The sequence below is a fragment of the Mycobacterium sp. shizuoka-1 genome (genome assembly GCF_002723835.1).
GTDB lineage: Bacteria > Actinomycetota > Actinomycetes > Mycobacteriales > Mycobacteriaceae > Mycobacterium.
Map to the genome: position 1 here is coordinate 1 of NZ_BEWG01000032.1, position 13,610 is coordinate 13,610.

16 protein-coding genes are annotated in these 13,610 nt (G+C 69.0%); 10 read left to right on the top strand and 6 right to left on the bottom strand.

Annotation, left to right across the window (positions count from 1 at the left end; genetic code table 11):
- Nucleotides 1-97 precede the first annotated feature (97 nt).
- Together MSZK_RS11175 and MSZK_RS11180 are read left to right on the top strand one after the other, a co-directional pair.
- The gene (locus MSZK_RS11175; protein ID WP_099247752.1) at nucleotides 98-1,087 is read left to right on the top strand and encodes an MOSC domain-containing protein; all 990 of its coding nucleotides are present in this window, start codon (nucleotides 98-100) and stop codon (nucleotides 1,085-1,087) included.
- A gap of 2 nt (nucleotides 1,088-1,089) precedes the next feature.
- Complete coding sequence (locus tag MSZK_RS11180; RefSeq protein WP_099247754.1) at nucleotides 1,090-1,275, top strand: hypothetical protein; 186 nt, start codon at nucleotides 1,090-1,092, stop codon at nucleotides 1,273-1,275.
- 53 nt (nucleotides 1,276-1,328) lie between these two features.
- Here MSZK_RS11180 and MSZK_RS11185 read toward each other — a convergent pair whose 3' ends face one another.
- Together MSZK_RS11185 and MSZK_RS11190 are read right to left on the bottom strand one after the other, a co-directional pair.
- Nucleotides 1,329-2,294, bottom strand: a complete 966-nt coding sequence (locus tag MSZK_RS11185; protein ID WP_099247756.1) for an enolase C-terminal domain-like protein — start codon at nucleotides 2,292-2,294, stop codon at nucleotides 1,329-1,331.
- Nucleotides 2,291-3,199: a mycobacterial-type methylenetetrahydrofolate reductase gene (locus MSZK_RS11190; protein WP_099247758.1), complete on the bottom strand. Its 909-nt coding sequence runs from the start codon at nucleotides 3,197-3,199 to the stop codon at nucleotides 2,291-2,293. Before MSZK_RS11190 ends, MSZK_RS11185 begins: the two co-directional genes overlap by 4 nt.
- A 184-nt stretch (nucleotides 3,200-3,383) precedes the next feature.
- Here MSZK_RS11190 and MSZK_RS11195 point away from each other — a divergent pair, with 184 nt between their 5' ends.
- The 3 genes from MSZK_RS11195 (at nucleotide 3,384) to katG (ending at nucleotide 6,364) form a co-directional block, all read left to right on the top strand.
- Entirely contained in the window at nucleotides 3,384-3,647 is a 264-nt protein-coding gene (locus tag MSZK_RS11195; RefSeq protein ID WP_233211231.1) for a hypothetical protein, read from the top strand.
- Nucleotides 3,648-3,723: 76 nt separating this feature from the next.
- Nucleotides 3,724-4,155, top strand: a complete 432-nt coding sequence (locus MSZK_RS11200) for a Fur family transcriptional regulator (RefSeq protein ID WP_371411320.1) — start codon at nucleotides 3,724-3,726, stop codon at nucleotides 4,153-4,155.
- A 34-nt stretch (nucleotides 4,156-4,189) separates the two neighbouring features.
- A complete protein-coding gene (gene katG / locus MSZK_RS11205) occupies nucleotides 4,190-6,364 on the top strand; it encodes a catalase/peroxidase HPI (RefSeq protein ID WP_099247762.1) in 2,175 nt (724 codons plus the stop codon).
- 69 nt (nucleotides 6,365-6,433) lie between these two features.
- On the opposite strand, the gene MSZK_RS11210 is transcribed toward katG, so the two are convergent.
- The 3 genes from MSZK_RS11210 to MSZK_RS11220 all read right to left on the bottom strand — a co-directional run bounded on the left by MSZK_RS11210 (nucleotide 6,434) and on the right by MSZK_RS11220 (nucleotide 8,169).
- A complete protein-coding gene (locus tag MSZK_RS11210) occupies nucleotides 6,434-6,748 on the bottom strand; it encodes a hypothetical protein (protein WP_099247764.1) in 315 nt (104 codons plus the stop codon).
- Nucleotides 6,749-6,814: 66 nt separating this feature from the next.
- Nucleotides 6,815-7,672 carry a cytochrome c biogenesis CcdA family protein gene (locus MSZK_RS11215; protein WP_099247766.1) on the bottom strand — a complete coding sequence of 286 codons (858 nt, stop codon included), beginning with the start codon at nucleotides 7,670-7,672 and terminating at the stop codon, nucleotides 6,815-6,817.
- Nucleotides 7,673-7,680: 8 nt separating this feature from the next.
- Nucleotides 7,681-8,169: a protein disulfide oxidoreductase gene (locus MSZK_RS11220; protein ID WP_199203294.1), complete on the bottom strand. Its 489-nt coding sequence runs from the start codon at nucleotides 8,167-8,169 to the stop codon at nucleotides 7,681-7,683.
- Nucleotides 8,170-8,292: 123 nt separating this feature from the next.
- Between MSZK_RS11220 and MSZK_RS11225 the strand changes: the two genes are divergently transcribed.
- Genes MSZK_RS11225 through MSZK_RS11235 form a run of 3 tightly spaced genes read left to right on the top strand, consistent with a single transcriptional unit; the run spans nucleotide 8,293 to nucleotide 11,227 of the window.
- Nucleotides 8,293-8,916, top strand: coding sequence for a TetR/AcrR family transcriptional regulator (locus MSZK_RS11225; protein ID WP_233211232.1), 624 nt, complete (start codon nucleotides 8,293-8,295; stop codon nucleotides 8,914-8,916).
- 2 nt (nucleotides 8,917-8,918) lie between these two features.
- Entirely contained in the window at nucleotides 8,919-9,989 is a 1,071-nt protein-coding gene (locus tag MSZK_RS11230; RefSeq protein ID WP_099247781.1) for a DUF1214 domain-containing protein, read from the top strand.
- Complete coding sequence (locus MSZK_RS11235) at nucleotides 9,986-11,227, top strand: sulfotransferase (protein WP_099247783.1); 1,242 nt, start codon at nucleotides 9,986-9,988, stop codon at nucleotides 11,225-11,227. The genes MSZK_RS11230 and MSZK_RS11235 overlap by 4 nt, the downstream gene beginning before the upstream one ends.
- On the opposite strand, the gene MSZK_RS11240 is transcribed toward MSZK_RS11235, so the two are convergent.
- Nucleotides 11,203-11,793, bottom strand: coding sequence for a restriction endonuclease (locus tag MSZK_RS11240; protein ID WP_099247785.1), 591 nt, complete (start codon nucleotides 11,791-11,793; stop codon nucleotides 11,203-11,205). The genes MSZK_RS11235 and MSZK_RS11240 overlap by 25 nt on opposite strands.
- 112 nt (nucleotides 11,794-11,905) lie before the next feature.
- Here MSZK_RS11240 and MSZK_RS11245 point away from each other — a divergent pair, with 112 nt between their 5' ends.
- The gene (locus tag MSZK_RS11245; protein ID WP_099247787.1) at nucleotides 11,906-12,868 is read left to right on the top strand and encodes an LLM class flavin-dependent oxidoreductase; all 963 of its coding nucleotides are present in this window, start codon (nucleotides 11,906-11,908) and stop codon (nucleotides 12,866-12,868) included.
- 172 nt (nucleotides 12,869-13,040) lie between these two features.
- Entirely contained in the window at nucleotides 13,041-13,472 is a 432-nt protein-coding gene (locus MSZK_RS11250) for an STAS domain-containing protein (protein ID WP_099247793.1), read from the top strand.
- The last annotated feature ends 138 nt before the right edge of the window (nucleotides 13,473-13,610 follow it).

Consider the following 13,610-nt stretch of genomic DNA (forward strand, 5'->3'; position numbering starts at 1 on the left):
CAATCACCACCGACCCCACACCGGCATCGGCGGAATGACACCAATCGAGCGCCTACGCGTTCACAACCTACCCGTGAAGAACACCTAGGCTGGCGGGATGATCCCCGCCGGCCGCATCACCTCGATCTGGCGCTACCCGGTGAAGTCGATGCTGGGCGAGCGGCTCACCGACGCCGAGATCGGCGAGCTCGGTCTGCACGCCGACCGGACCTGGGCCGTGCGCGACGTCGCACTCGGCGCCACGACCAGTGCCAAGCGCCTGCCGGGGCTGCTGTGGTGCACGGCGCGCTACGCGCAGGCCCCACCGCCGGACGCCGGGCCCGGGCGCGCCCCCGAGGTGGTCGTGTCATTGCCCGACGGCACCGAGGTCGCCAGCTCCGATCCCGTTGTGCACCAGGTGCTTTCGCGCTACCTGAACCGCGAGGTCGAACTGGCGCCGCTGCCCCCGATGGCGCGGCGGGATCAGTACCGGGGGCCGATGGCCACCAAGACCGACCTGCGCACGATCTTCGGCCTCGACGACGACGAACCGCTGCCCGACCTGTCGATGTTCCCGGTCCGCAAGCTCGCCGAGATCAGCCGCTACGCCACTCCCGTCGGCAGCTACGTGGATGCCTACCCGGTGCACGTCATCACCGAGCAGAGCCTGGCAGCGATGGCGGCACTCGCGCCGGACTCCGACTTCGACGTGCGGCGATTCCGCCCGACGATCGTCGTGGACTCCCCCGGCGCGTCGGCTCACCCGGAATGGGACTGGTGCGGCGGCACCCTGCACGCCCCGCACGCGGATCTGCAGCCGCTGATCCCCACGATCCGTTGCGTGATGCCCTCCCACGAGCAGCCCGAGCTCAAGCGGGACAAGGAGATCACCCGCACCATCGCCGCGCACTCCCGGCGCTGCCTGGGTGTCTACGGCACGGTCACCCGAGCCGGTCGGATCTCCGAAGGCGATGTGCTGCAACTGGATCCACCGAATCGCTCGGCGATCGGCGCCACCGCCGAATCGGGTGTCGCGACAGTGAAGCGGGCCGTCATGCGGGCGGTGTCCGCAGCCATGCCCACCGGGAAACCCGAGAAACGGAGCTGACCATGCGTCATGTCATCGGTGTGCTGGGCGTGCTGGTCGCGCTGTTCGGCACATTGTTCACCCTGCAGGGTTTCGGCCTGGTCCAGGGCAGCCCGATGAGCAACACGACGACCTGGTCGGTGCTGGGACCGATCATCGCCCTCGTCGGCCTCGGCCTGGCCTTCGCGGCGTGGCGGCCCAGGCGCTAGCCGGCGTACAGCCAGTACAGGATCAGCATCACCCGGGCCGTCCTCAAACGCCGCTAGAGAAGCTCGCGCGCCGCGCTCAGCCGCCTGCGCCAAACGGCGACCTGCTCGGGATCGGCCACCGCCAGCTCGGCGACCCGCTCGGCGTCGGGCCCCGGTGCCATCGGCGCCACCGGCAGATGGCCGTCCGCCGGAATCAGGGCACGACCCGCGGACACCACATCGCCGGCGAGCGCCACGACGGTGCCCAGCCCGCAGGCGAACGGAAGGTCCGGCAGCGCACCGGCCAGCGCCAGTCCCCCGGCCAGCCCGATGCTGGTCTCGCCGGCCCCCGCCGCCGCGGCGACCAGGCACGGCAGGTCGCAGCGCTCGGCGATCCGCAGCGCCCGGCGCACGCCGCCCAGCGGACCGACCGTCAGCACCACCACATCGGCGATCTCCGCCAGCGCCGGGCTGCCCGCGTCGAGGGCGGCCACGTCCACGGCGATCGGCACCTCGACGCGCCGGCGCACTGCCGCCAGCTCCGCCCCGGTGCCGCACGGGTGCTGGACGAATTGCAGCCCGCCGGCGGCGGCAGCCAGAACCGGGATCGCCGCGACCGCGGTGTCGACGTCCCACGTCCCCTGCACCACGGCGCGGATCGCGCCGTCGGCCCCCAGTGCGGCACGCACCGCTGCGAGTCGTGCGGCATCGTCGGGTCCACCGGTGACGCGCACGTCCGCCGACCGGCATCCGCCGGCGGCGACGATCGCGCCGGCCTCGTCCGGGTCGACCGCGGGTACCGCCACCGCGATCGGCACCCGGCCGCGCACCGCATCCGGCCAGCCGACCGTGCCGCCCTCGACGGCCGCGGTCAGCCAGCGCGCCGCGGTGAGGTCGTCACTGCCGGCCGGCGGGCAGAACTCACCCCAGGCCTGGGGACCCTCGATCAGCATTCCCTCGCAGGCCGGGAAGCCCGGATACGTCGCCCTGGCCTGGACGGCGAAGACCAGGGCGCCGTCGAAATCGATCAGTTCCTTCACGTCGACGACGAGGCGGGCTCCGCCGGCGACCAGTAGGCCAGCATCTCGGCAAAGGTGTCGAAGGCCGGACGGGACATCCCGTAGGTGGCCTCGAGGTGGATGCTCAACGGGAACCCCAGCTCGGCCACGCCGTCGATGATGCGTCGGTAGAGATCGACCAGCAGCCGCCGCTTGACGTCGGGTTCACTGGCGGCCAAGGTGCGGACGAAGTCCTGCTCGGGTACGACGGCGGGGTTGCCCGGGTCCTGGATCAACCAGTTGATCAGGCCGACCCGGCTCTCGACCTTCGGCACGAAGCCGAACGACAGCAGGACCTCGGGGCGGTAGTCGGTGGTGGCGGCGAATTCGGTGAGGAAGCCGACGATGGCATCGGAATAGAGCAACTGGGTCATCCCATAGGTTGCGCCCTGCCCGCACTTGAACCCGAACCGGCCGGCCTCGCCGGTCCTGGTCGGGATCAGGATCGCGCCCCGGTTGGGCACCAGGTCGCGGTAGATCGTCAACGCGTCGGTCGGTGCCACGCCGGCGCCTTCGCCGTCGTTCATGGTGCGCGGAACACCGACGAAGGCAATGCCTTCCATGCCCGCGTCGAGCAGCTGGGTCAATCGCGCGCCCAGCGTCTGCTCGTTCATGAACGCTGTCACCTGGGTGCACAGTCCGCGCATGCCGGGCAGTACCGGGGAGATACGCGACCAGTAGTCGAGCACGTCGAGCTTGGGTTTCATCTCGATCGGACGGTCGTCGTCCTCCTCGATCATCCCGGGGATCATCACGTGCCGGATGCGGCCCGTCAGGCCGGTCTCGGCGGACAATTGGACGACCTTGCGCGCCTCTTCGAGAACCTCGTCCGGGCTGCGATCGGAGTTGGGCGGCACGAGTTCGAGCGCGACGGTGTTGAGGGGCACGAAACTGCTCCTGACGAGACGACTGGGTCCCCGGGTGTGCGAGCCGGGATGGCCGCCGGACGCGATCCGCCGATCACCATACAGACAGCAGGGCCGCGACCTCGCGCCATGTCGAGCGTGCCGTGCGCAAACCGCCTTGCGCGCAGCGACGAGGGGGTAGCTTCGGGGTCCTACCGCTAGTGCCGTGATCGCGCCGAGGGTGTTCGAGAGGTCGTCGATGAAGGGTTGCACACCGATCCGGGTCGCCCGGTCGATGGTGATTGCGGCCGGTGTGGTCCTCCTGGCGGGATGCGGGTCCCACGACGAGCCGGCGCCGGCCACGTCGGGTCCGTCGGTGTCGCCGACGAGCAAGGCCACCCTGCCCGGGGTGAACAATTTCAGCCCATCCCCGATCGCGCCGCTGAACCCCACCGCGAACCCCGGCGACAAGCAGACCCAGCATCCCTGACCTGGCCTGGCGACGGGTTTGGCGATCAACTCTTGACTGATTCCAGAAAAGGGACGACGATTTCCTCGTGACCTTCATGTCGGATCTCGCCGACCAGCTGCGCTCCGCGCAGCTGCGGGTCACCCGGCCGCGGGTGGCGGTGCTCGAGGCGGTCTACGCCCACCCCCACGCCGATACCGACACCATTTTTTCGGCCGTGCGCGCCGGACTGCCCGACGTGTCCCGGCAAGCGGTCTACGACGTCCTGCACGCGCTGACCGCCGCCGGGCTGGTGCGGCGCATCCAGCCGTCCGGTTCGGTGGCCCGCTACGAATCCCGCGTCGGTGACAACCACCACCACGTCGTGTGCCGGTCGTGCGGTGTCATCGGCGACGTGGACTGCGCGGTCGGCGAGGCGCCGTGTCTGACACCGTCCGACGACCACGGTTTCGTCCTGGACGAGGCCGAGGTCGTCTACTGGGGCCTGTGTCCCGACTGCACGTCGAAAGAAACTTCTGCGATCACATAAGTGATCACGGCCCACTCACCACGAAAGGTACAAAGTGTCCGAGAGCGAAAATCCGGTCATCGACGCGCCGACGCCGAAATCGCATGCGCCGCTGACCAACCGGGACTGGTGGCCGGACCAGGTCGACGTGTCCAAGCTGCACCCGCACTCGCCGTACTCCAACCCGCTCGGTGACGACTTCGATTACGCCGCCGAGTTCGGCAAGCTCGATCCCGAGGCGCTCAAAGCCGATGTGCTGTCGGTGATCAACACCTCGCAGGACTGGTGGCCCGCCGACTACGGCAGCTATGCCGGCCTGTTCATCCGGATGAGCTGGCACGCCGCCGGCACCTACCGCATCTACGACGGGCGCGGCGGCGCCGGGCAGGGCCTGCAGCGCTTCGCCCCGCTGAACAGCTGGCCGGACAACGCCAACCTGGACAAGGCGCGCCGCCTGCTGTGGCCGGTGAAGAAGAAGTACGGCAACAAGCTGTCGTGGGCCGACCTGCTGGTCTTCGCAGGCAACGTGGCCCTGGAGTCGGCCGGCTTCAAGACCTTCGGCTTCGGCTTCGGCCGGCCGGACGTATGGGAGCCCGAGGAGGTCCTCTTCGGCGAAGAGGACGAATGGATGGGCACCAACAAGCGCTACTCCGGCGAGCGTGAGCTGGCCGAGCCGTACGGCGCCACCACCATGGGCCTGATCTACGTCAATCCCGAAGGCCCCGAGGGCAATCCGGATCCGCTGAAGGCGGCCATCGACATCAAGGAAACCTTCGGCCGGATGGCGATGAACGTCGAGGAGACCGCCGCGCTGATCGTCGGCGGCCACACCCTGGGCAAGACCCACGGTGCCGGCGACGTCGCCGATCTGGTCGGCCCGGAGCCCGAGGGCGCCGCCATCGAGGCTCAGGGTCTGGGCTGGCAATGCCCGTTCGCGGGCGGCAAGACCGGTAACACCGTCACCAGTGGCCTCGAGGTGGTGTGGACCGACAAGCCCACGCAGTGGAGCAACCGGTTCCTCGAGATCCTGTACGGCTACGAGTGGGAGCTGGTCAAGAGCCCAGCCGACGCCTGGCAGTTCCAGGCCAAGGACGCCGAGGCGATCATCCCCGACCCGTTCGGCGGCCCGAACCGCAAGCCCACGATGCTGGTGACCGACGTCTCGATGCGGGTCGACCCGGAGTTCGGCGCGATCACCCGGCGGTGGCTGGACCATCCCGAGGAACTCGACGAGGCATTCGCCAAGGCCTGGTACAAGCTGCTGCACCGTGACCTCGGTCCGATCAGCCGCTACCTCGGCCCCTGGGTCGCCGAGCCGCAGCTGTGGCAGGACCCGGTTCCCGCCCCCGCAGGCGCGGTGATCGACGACGCCGACGCCGCCGCGATCAAGAGCGCGGTGCTGGCCTCCGGCTTGACGGTGCCGCAGCTGGTGAAGACCGCGTGGGCGTCGGCGTCGAGCTACCGCAACACCGACAAGCGCGGTGGTGCCAACGGTGCCCGGGTGCGCTTGGAGCCGCAGAAGAACTGGGAGGCCAACGAGCCGTCTGAGCTGGCCAAGGTGCTGCCGGTGCTGGAGAAGGTGCAGGCCGACTTCAACGCCGCGGGCGGTAAGCAGGTGTCGCTGGCCGACGTCATCGTGCTCGCGGGGAACGCCGCGATCGAGAAGGCGGCCAAGGACGGCGGCGTCGAGGTGACGGTGCCGTTCATCCCGGGCCGCGGCGATGCCAGCCAGGAGCAGACCGATGTGGAGTCGTTCGCGGTTCTCGAGCCGCGGGCCGACGGATTCCGCAACTACTCCCGGCCCGGTGAGAAGGCGCCGCTGGAGCAGTTGCTGGTGGAGAAGGCCTACCTCAACGGTGTCACCGCGCCGGAGCTCACCGCACTGATCGGCGGGCTGCGGGTGCTGGGCGCCAACCACGGTGGCAGCAAGCACGGGGTGTTCACCGACAAGGTCGGTGTGCTCTCGACCGACTTCTTCACCAACCTGCTGGACATGGGCACGCAGTGGAAGCCGTCGGAGACCACGGAGAACGTCTACGAGGGCACCGACCGTGTGACGGGCGCCGCCAAGTGGACCGCCACGGCAGCCGACCTGGTGTTCGGCTCCAACTCGGTACTGCGGGCGCTGGTCGAGGTGTACGCCCAGGACGACAACAAGGAGAAGTTCGTCAAGGACTTCGCCGCCGCCTGGGCGAAGGTGATGGGCGCCGACCGGTTCGACGTCGCCTGACCTATCGATGAGCAAAACCCCGCGGGCTCTGCCCGCGGGGTTTTGTCTTGTGTGGCAGTCGGTTTCGCGCTAGTTGCAGGCGCCGGCGTTGACCCAGCGGCCATTCCAGCCGACGCATCCGCTGACGGCCGGTGGCGGCGGAGGCGGTGGCGGCGGGTAATCCTCGGGCAGCGGAGCGTAGTAGGCCGGCGGCGGTACGTAGGGCGCCATCACGTCGGACAGACTGGCGCAGCCACTGACGGTTACTCGCCGGCCGGCGCTCGCGCACACGTCAGCGTTCGCCTCGCCGCTGGGTGCGATGGTCACGATCGCCGCGGGCACGCCGCTCAAGGCCAGCACGGCCGCCGCGGCGACCCCCCAGGTTCGTACCGAATGTCTCATCATTCGCTCCTTGTCCCTGTGTCGAACGTGCAGCGAAGTATATCGACGGCTGCTGTGCCCGACCCCGAATCAACTCCGGCGCCGACGGGCGCGCGTCCACCCGACCGCCGCGGCGACGGCGAGCAGCACCGCCAGCGCGAGGAGCCATGGCCAGGCGCTGGTGCGGTACACCCAGCCGGCCAGCGCGCCCTGCAGTCGGCCGGCCGCTGCGATCACCGGATCGGCCGGATCGCCGTTGGCGCTGAACAATCGGATCTCATAGAGGCCGTAGTACGCGACGTAGAGTCCGACCACGATCAACACGACGCCGCCGATCCGGCTGATGTAGGGCAGCAGCCGCCGCATCTGGTCGACCAGCGCGGTACTGGTCAGCGCGATGCCGACGGCGAGCACGCCGACCACCAGGGCCAGGCCGGCGGCGTAGGCGGCGTACACCAGCACGACGTCGGTCACCGACCCGGCGCGCAGGGTGCTGCCGGTGACGGCGAGGAACGGACCGATGGTGCACGACAGCGAGGCGACGGCGTAGCCCACCCCGTAGCCGAACATCGACCCCAGCCTTGCCGTCGGTGCCCACCGCCCGGCCGATCCGATCGGCGTCCAGGTCAGCTCGCGGCCGGCCGCCAGCCAGCCGCCGAGCGCGATCAGCGCGATCCCGATCACGACGGTGGCGTAGGGCAGGTAGCGCTGCACCGCGGTGGCGACCGGGACCGTCAGTAGACCGAACAGCCCGAACACCGCGAGGAAGCCCAGGGCCATCGCGGCGGTGGCGGCCAGGGCCCGTCCGACCGCGGCGGTGCGGCCGGGCTCGGCGCCCTCGCCGCGCACCACCAGGGTCAGATAGGCCGGCAGCATGGCGAATCCGCACGGGTTGAGCGCGGCGACCATCCCCGCGGCCAGTGCCAGGCCGGCCAGATCGGTGTTCACGTCCCGGCTCAGGAGGTCAGGGCGTGCACCCGGTCGCTGAGTTCCTGCTCGGACATCGCCGAGGTCGGGTTGTTGACGAAGGTCGAGCTGCCGTCGGGGCGCAGGAACACGTACGCGGGTTGCCACGGCACGTTGAAGCGGGCCCAGATCGAACCGTCGGCGTCGTTGAGCGTGGTGAAATTCAGGTTGTACTTCGACACGAAGGCCTGCATCTGCGCGACGTCCGACCGGGCGGCGACGCCGACGAAGGTGACCTGCGGATTTGCCGCGGCCACCTGGCTGACGTTGGGGGCTTCCTGGTTGCAGAACGGGCACCAGGGCGTCCAGAACCACAGCACGGCCGGCTTGCCCTGCAGGCTGGCGCCGTTGAAGGGGGTGCCGCTCAGGGTGGTGCCGGTGAAGGCCAGCTGATCGTCGGCGACGGCGGCCGGCGGCGCGACGAGCCCGATGGTCAGCGCGGCGACCGCCATGGCAAGTGCTCGAATCCAGCGTTTCATGACACGGACCTCCGGGCCGTCGGGGCGGACTGCTGTCATTGTCACGATTCCCCGCGGTCGGTGGGTTCAATCGGTCGCGAAAACCCCTTGCCGATTTACGTGACGTAGTGGAACATAATTCGCGTGACCGTCCCCGCCCGCGACGCCGCGGTGAGCCCGGAACCCGGGCGTGGGCGGCCGCGGGATCCGCGCACCGACGAGGCCATCATGGCCGCGACCCGGCGGCTGCTCACCGACGTCGGCTACGACCAGGTGTCCATGGAGTCCATTGCCCGCGCGGCCGGTGTCAGCCGCCCGACCGTCTACCGGCGCTGGCCGTCGAAGGCCCATGTGGTGTTCGAGGCGGCCTTCGGCACCGACGGCGCGACGGCGGGACTGCCCCGCTCCGGCGACTTCGAGACCGACCTGCGGGCCTTCGCGCATGGCGCGGTCGCGTTCTGGCGGGAACCGGTGGTCGCGGCCGCGACCATGGGCATCCTCGCCGAACGGCGCCGGGACAGCGAATTGCAGATCCGCACACAGCAATTGCTGGACGACCGGATCCGCGCAGAGCTTGCCGATCTGCTGCGCGCCGGCGCCGAACAGGGCGTGGTGCGCCCCGGCATCGATGCCGACACGTTGTTCACCGTGCTGGTCGGCACCACCTTCTACGGCGCGCTCGTCGACGGCCGCGACGACGCCGACCATCTGGCCGACACCCTGTGCGCCATGGTCACCCACGGCGTGCTGACCCGAGAAAAGGAATGACGATGTCGTCTGACGAACTCTCTGCCGCCTTTCACGACCTGCTCGACGAGCTCGGCTCGATCGAGCGCAAGTTTCTGACGGCCGATCCCCCGCTGGCCGAAGCCGACCTCCTCGACGGGTACCGGCTGACGTTCAGCCTGCTGCGGGTGGCCGTCGACGCCTACGTGTGGGGTGACAAGGACAACCCGCGGTTCGTCGACGTCATCGGGCCCTATCAGCGCTGGGGCGGGGACAACTCGGACGCCTTCTACCAGCTCGCGCCGATCGATCCCCGCCGTACCTATCGGGTCACCGGCAACCGCGGCGATTCGGTCTACCTGTCGATCACCGTCTACGGCGGCCCGGACGACGGCCACTACAGCAACCGCATCGTCGGCACCATGAACGACCGCTCACTGCAGTTCGACGACGAAGGCAACTTCGCGTTCACCATCAGCCCCGACCCGCAGCCCGGCCCCTGGCTCAAACTCGAATCCGACGCCGTCGTCGCACTGACCCGCGACTACCTCAACGATCCCGACACCGACCGGCGGGTGCAGTGGAAGATCGAAGCCGTCGACCCGCCCGCGCGCAATCAGGGTGACCGCGCCGACCTCATCCGCCGGCTGCGGGCCGCCAAAACCTGGCTGGCCGAACAGGTCTCGTTCATCCCCACCCGGGTCGAACCACCGAACGAGATCGCCGAGCCGTACCCGGTGCCCCAGCAGACCTACGGGTGGGCCGCCGGCGACGCCGCCTACGCAATGGGCGCCTACGAGCTGGCCCCCGGACAGGCGCTGCTCATCGAGGGCACCTCCCCGCCGTGCGTGTTCTGGAACCTGTGCCTGTGGAACCCGTTCCTGCACACCTACGACTACACCTACGAGCGGGTGACCATCAACGGAGCACACGTCACCTACGAACCCGACGGGTCGTGGCGAATCGTGGTGAGCGACACCGATCCCGGTCATCCGAACTGGGTGTCGACGGCCGGCCGCACCAAGGGGCTCATCTGGTTGCGCTGGTTCTTGCCCGAGGAAACCCCCACCCGCCCGACCTGCCGGGTGGTCGACATCGCGGAGGTGTCCGCATGACCGCCGGCGTGCGGCCCGAGCCGATCAGGTTCACCGATCTTGCCGACCCGGTGTTCCCCGCGGCGGCCCAGCCGATGCGAGAGGCGCTCGCCGGCTACGGCTCTGTCCTTGAGCTGACCTCGGCGGCGCTGCTGGCCACCGCCAGCGAGCGCACCGGGCTCGACTGCTGGGGCGATGACGGTTTCCGCGAGCGCCTCGACGTGCTGACCTCCTCGCTGCGCGAGGAGGCCGGGCTGTCCGACACCGGCGTCGCGATCGTGTTCGAGCAGCTGGTCGGTAACCTGATCAACCGGCTGCGGCTGGAGGCGTTGATCGCCGAGCACCCCGAGATCGAGGACGTCGAGATCGCCCGGCCCATCGTCATCTGCGGGCTCCCCCGCACCGGCACCACACATCTGCACAACCTGATCGCCGCCGACCCCAACCTGCGCTATCTGCCCTACTGGGAAAGCCTCGAGCCGTTCCCGGCGCCGGGCGAAGAGGACCAGGCGCGTCGCGACCGCTGTACCGCCGGGCTGGACCTGCTCGACGCCTCGATGCCCGAGTTCAAGCGCATGCACGACATGACGGTCGAGCATGCGCACGAGGAGATCCAGCTGCTGGCCAACGACATCTCCGGCATGCTCTTCGAGACCACCTACCACCTCCCGGCGTTCGCCGCCCATTACAAGTCCCACGACCAGGGGCCCTCCTACGCCTACCTCAAACGGCAGCTGCAGGCCATGCAGTGGCTGCGGGGCGGGACACGCTGGGTGTTGAAATCGCCGCAACACCTCGAACAGTTCGGCACCCTATACGCCACCTTCCCGGACGCGACATTCGTTGTGACGCATCGAGATCCGGTGGAAGTGACCCGGTCGATGATCACCATGATCGCCTATGCCTCCCGGATGGCCTCGGCCCGGCCGGATCCGGAGAAGATCGCGCGGTACTGGCTGGACCGGGCCGACGATCTGTTCAGCGGCTGTCTGCGCGACCGCGACCTGTTGCCTGCCGACCGCTCGATCGACGTCCGCTTCACCGATTTCATGGCCGACGAGCAGGGCACGCTGTCGGCGATCTATGAGCTGGCCGGCCAGCCCTATGACGACGGTGTGCGTGCTGCGATGGCCGATTTCATCGCCGCGCACCCCCGGGGCCGGTACGGCGAGGTGGTCTACGACCTCGCCGACGTGGGACTCGACGCCGCGGAGGTGTCCGAGCGCCTGGGCGCCTACCGGGAGCGATTCATCGGCTGAGTCCGGGACAGCCGCGCCAGGCGGGTGCGGTCGACCAGGACGCACCCGTGGACGTCGGCGAGTTGTTCGGCCGCCCTGGTGTAGCGGTGATTGGACACCACCATGGTGGCGTCGCAGTCGTGGACGGCCGCGCCGGCCACCACCTGCTGGATCGCGGCGCCGCTGACCACCCGGCTCTGGCGCTTGCACTGCACCGCGGTGCGCGTGCCGTCCTTGGTGGCGATCAGATCGACGCCGAAATCGCCTGTTGCCCTGGTGATTTCCACGTCGTAGCCGATCCCGCGCAGGACTGCCGCGACATAGTGCTCGAATTCCACTCCCGTCATGGCATCCACTGCGGCTTGTCCGCTGGCCCGATACAGCGCATCGCGCCTGGCCGCGCGCCGGTGATCGAGCCAGGTCAACAGGGCCCGCCACCCACACACCACGGCGGCCGCCGCGCTGATCGCCGCCAGCGCCCACACCGCCGTGTTGAGCATGCCGACGAACACCAGCAGCGCCGTCGCGGCCACCCACAACCCCAGCCATTGCAGCGCCGTCCGTACTGCGGCCGCCTCCTCGCGCACGGCGCCACGGTAGCGACGGCCGCCGACAGCTGCCTGCCCAGGAGGCCTACAGCAGCCAAATCGTGACCCGGCTGAGTCGGGTTTGGGGTCACTGCGGCAATACAGTGCTCAGATGCTCGCGATCTTGCGCTTCAATTTCGCCTCGCCCGGCGGTGATCCCGGGGTGCAGGGTGAATTGCTCTCCGCGGCACTGGAGTTGGCGCAATTCGGCGACCGGCACGGAATCGCGGCGATCAGCGTCGACGAGCACCATGTCACCGGGCACGGCTGGAGCTGCAATCCGGTGATGATCGCGGGGATGTTCCTGGCCCGCACGGCCAACATCTTCGCCAGCATCGACTGCGCACTGGGACCGCTGTGGAACCCGATCCGGATGGCCGAGGACATCGCGCTGATCGACGCGATGAGCCGAGGGCGGCTGCACACCACCGTCGGGCTGGGCTACCGCGAGGTGGAGTATCGGACCCTCGGGGTGGACTTCAGCCGCCGCGGTGAGCTGATGGACGAGCTGCTGGAATCGATGCTGGACGCCTGGACCACGGGCTCGGGAGTGGTGTCGGGAACCTGGTCCAAGCCTCATCCGCCGCTCTATGTCGGCGGTGGGGTGCGGGCCACCGCGCGCCGTGCGGTGCGCTTCGGCCTGCCGCTGAGCCTGCCCGATCACCGCCCGGATCTCGCGGAGTACTACACCGAACTGTGCCGCGAGGCCGGCCAGCGGCCGTTCGTGCTGATGCCGCCCGCGGTCAACCGCGGGATGATCTATCTCCACGAGGATCCCGAGCGGGCGTGGACCGAACTCGGCGAGCACATCCTGTGGGAAGCCGTCACCTATGGCGGGTGGTCGGATCAGCCGTCCCGGTCCTCGATGCACCTGCCCGGCGTGCGGACCCTGGAGGAAGTGCGAGCCTCCGGGCGGTACCGGATCCTGACTCCCGACCAGTTGATCGACGAGGCGCGGGCGTCGGCAAACTACGGCCCGATCGTCATGCATCCGCTGGTCGGCGGCATGCCGGTGGAGGAAGCCTGGAAGTCGGTAAGTCTGCTTACGGACGACGTTCTGCCTGCTCTGCGCTAGCCGAATCGGCGGTCGACGTTGCCCGAATTCGGCGGCCCGTCCGAAAGTTGGGTTCTTAACAGAGTTTTAGCCACAGCTCCCAGGGACCTTAAATTTGCGGCATAACGTTGCGGTCAAGTTGAGGCGGGCCCACAGTCCGCCACACACGTCACAGGACCGAATGGAGCAGCCCATGTCGAGCTTCACGTCGCGGTACGGCAACCCCACCGTCGATTACAAGGGCGCCCACATCCGAGCACACTCCCGCCATGTGGCCACCGTCGTCGCGGTCAGCGGTCGGATCGATTCCGCCAACATCGACCACGTCGCCGAGTACGCGAAGAAGCTGGTCCTCAGCGACAAGCCGTTCGTTCTCGACCTGTCCGGGGTGAGCGCATTCACCCCGCAGTCGATCCGGTTGCTCTGCGACATCGACGACATCTGCAACGCGGTCGGTGTGGAATGGGCCGTGGTGGCCAGCGATGCGGTGAACCGGCGGTTGCGCCGCGACAGCGACGTGGTGTTCCCGGTCGTCGGGTCGGTCGCCGAGGCCGAGCACGAGTTCGACGACGCGATCCTCAACCGTCGCCGGATGCTGCTGCCGCTGCTCAGCAAGACTGCTTAGCAGACGGTTAGGTCGGCTATGCGTCACCGGGTTACCCTGGTTGACGTGCGTCTATCAACTCTGATTGCGGCCGGGGTGCTGGCCATGACAACGGGCGTGGGTGTCGCAACCGCCGACCCCACCACCACGCCCCCGGCG

What these genes read in the sequence shown, in the direction of transcription:
- MSZK_RS11220 (WP_199203294.1), bottom strand. Translation starts at nt 8,169, where the DNA reads ATGAAACGCTGGATTCGAGCACTTGCCATGGCGGTCGCCGCGCTGACC.
- MSZK_RS11210 (WP_099247764.1), bottom strand. Translation starts at nt 6,748, where the DNA reads ATGATGAGACATTCGGTACGAACCTGGGGGGTCGCCGCGGCGGCCGTG.
- MSZK_RS11230 (WP_099247781.1), top strand. Translation starts at nt 8,919, where the DNA reads ATGTCGTCTGACGAACTCTCTGCCGCCTTTCACGACCTGCTCGACGAG.
- MSZK_RS11235 (WP_099247783.1), top strand. Translation starts at nt 9,986, where the DNA reads ATGACCGCCGGCGTGCGGCCCGAGCCGATCAGGTTCACCGATCTTGCC.
- MSZK_RS11245 (WP_099247787.1), top strand. Translation starts at nt 11,906, where the DNA reads ATGCTCGCGATCTTGCGCTTCAATTTCGCCTCGCCCGGCGGTGATCCC.
- MSZK_RS11175 (WP_099247752.1), top strand. Translation starts at nt 98, where the DNA reads ATGATCCCCGCCGGCCGCATCACCTCGATCTGGCGCTACCCGGTGAAG.
- MSZK_RS11180 (WP_099247754.1), top strand. Translation starts at nt 1,090, where the DNA reads ATGCGTCATGTCATCGGTGTGCTGGGCGTGCTGGTCGCGCTGTTCGGC.
- MSZK_RS11200 (WP_371411320.1), top strand. Translation starts at nt 3,724, where the DNA reads ATGTCGGATCTCGCCGACCAGCTGCGCTCCGCGCAGCTGCGGGTCACC.
- MSZK_RS11250 (WP_099247793.1), top strand. Translation starts at nt 13,041, where the DNA reads ATGTCGAGCTTCACGTCGCGGTACGGCAACCCCACCGTCGATTACAAG.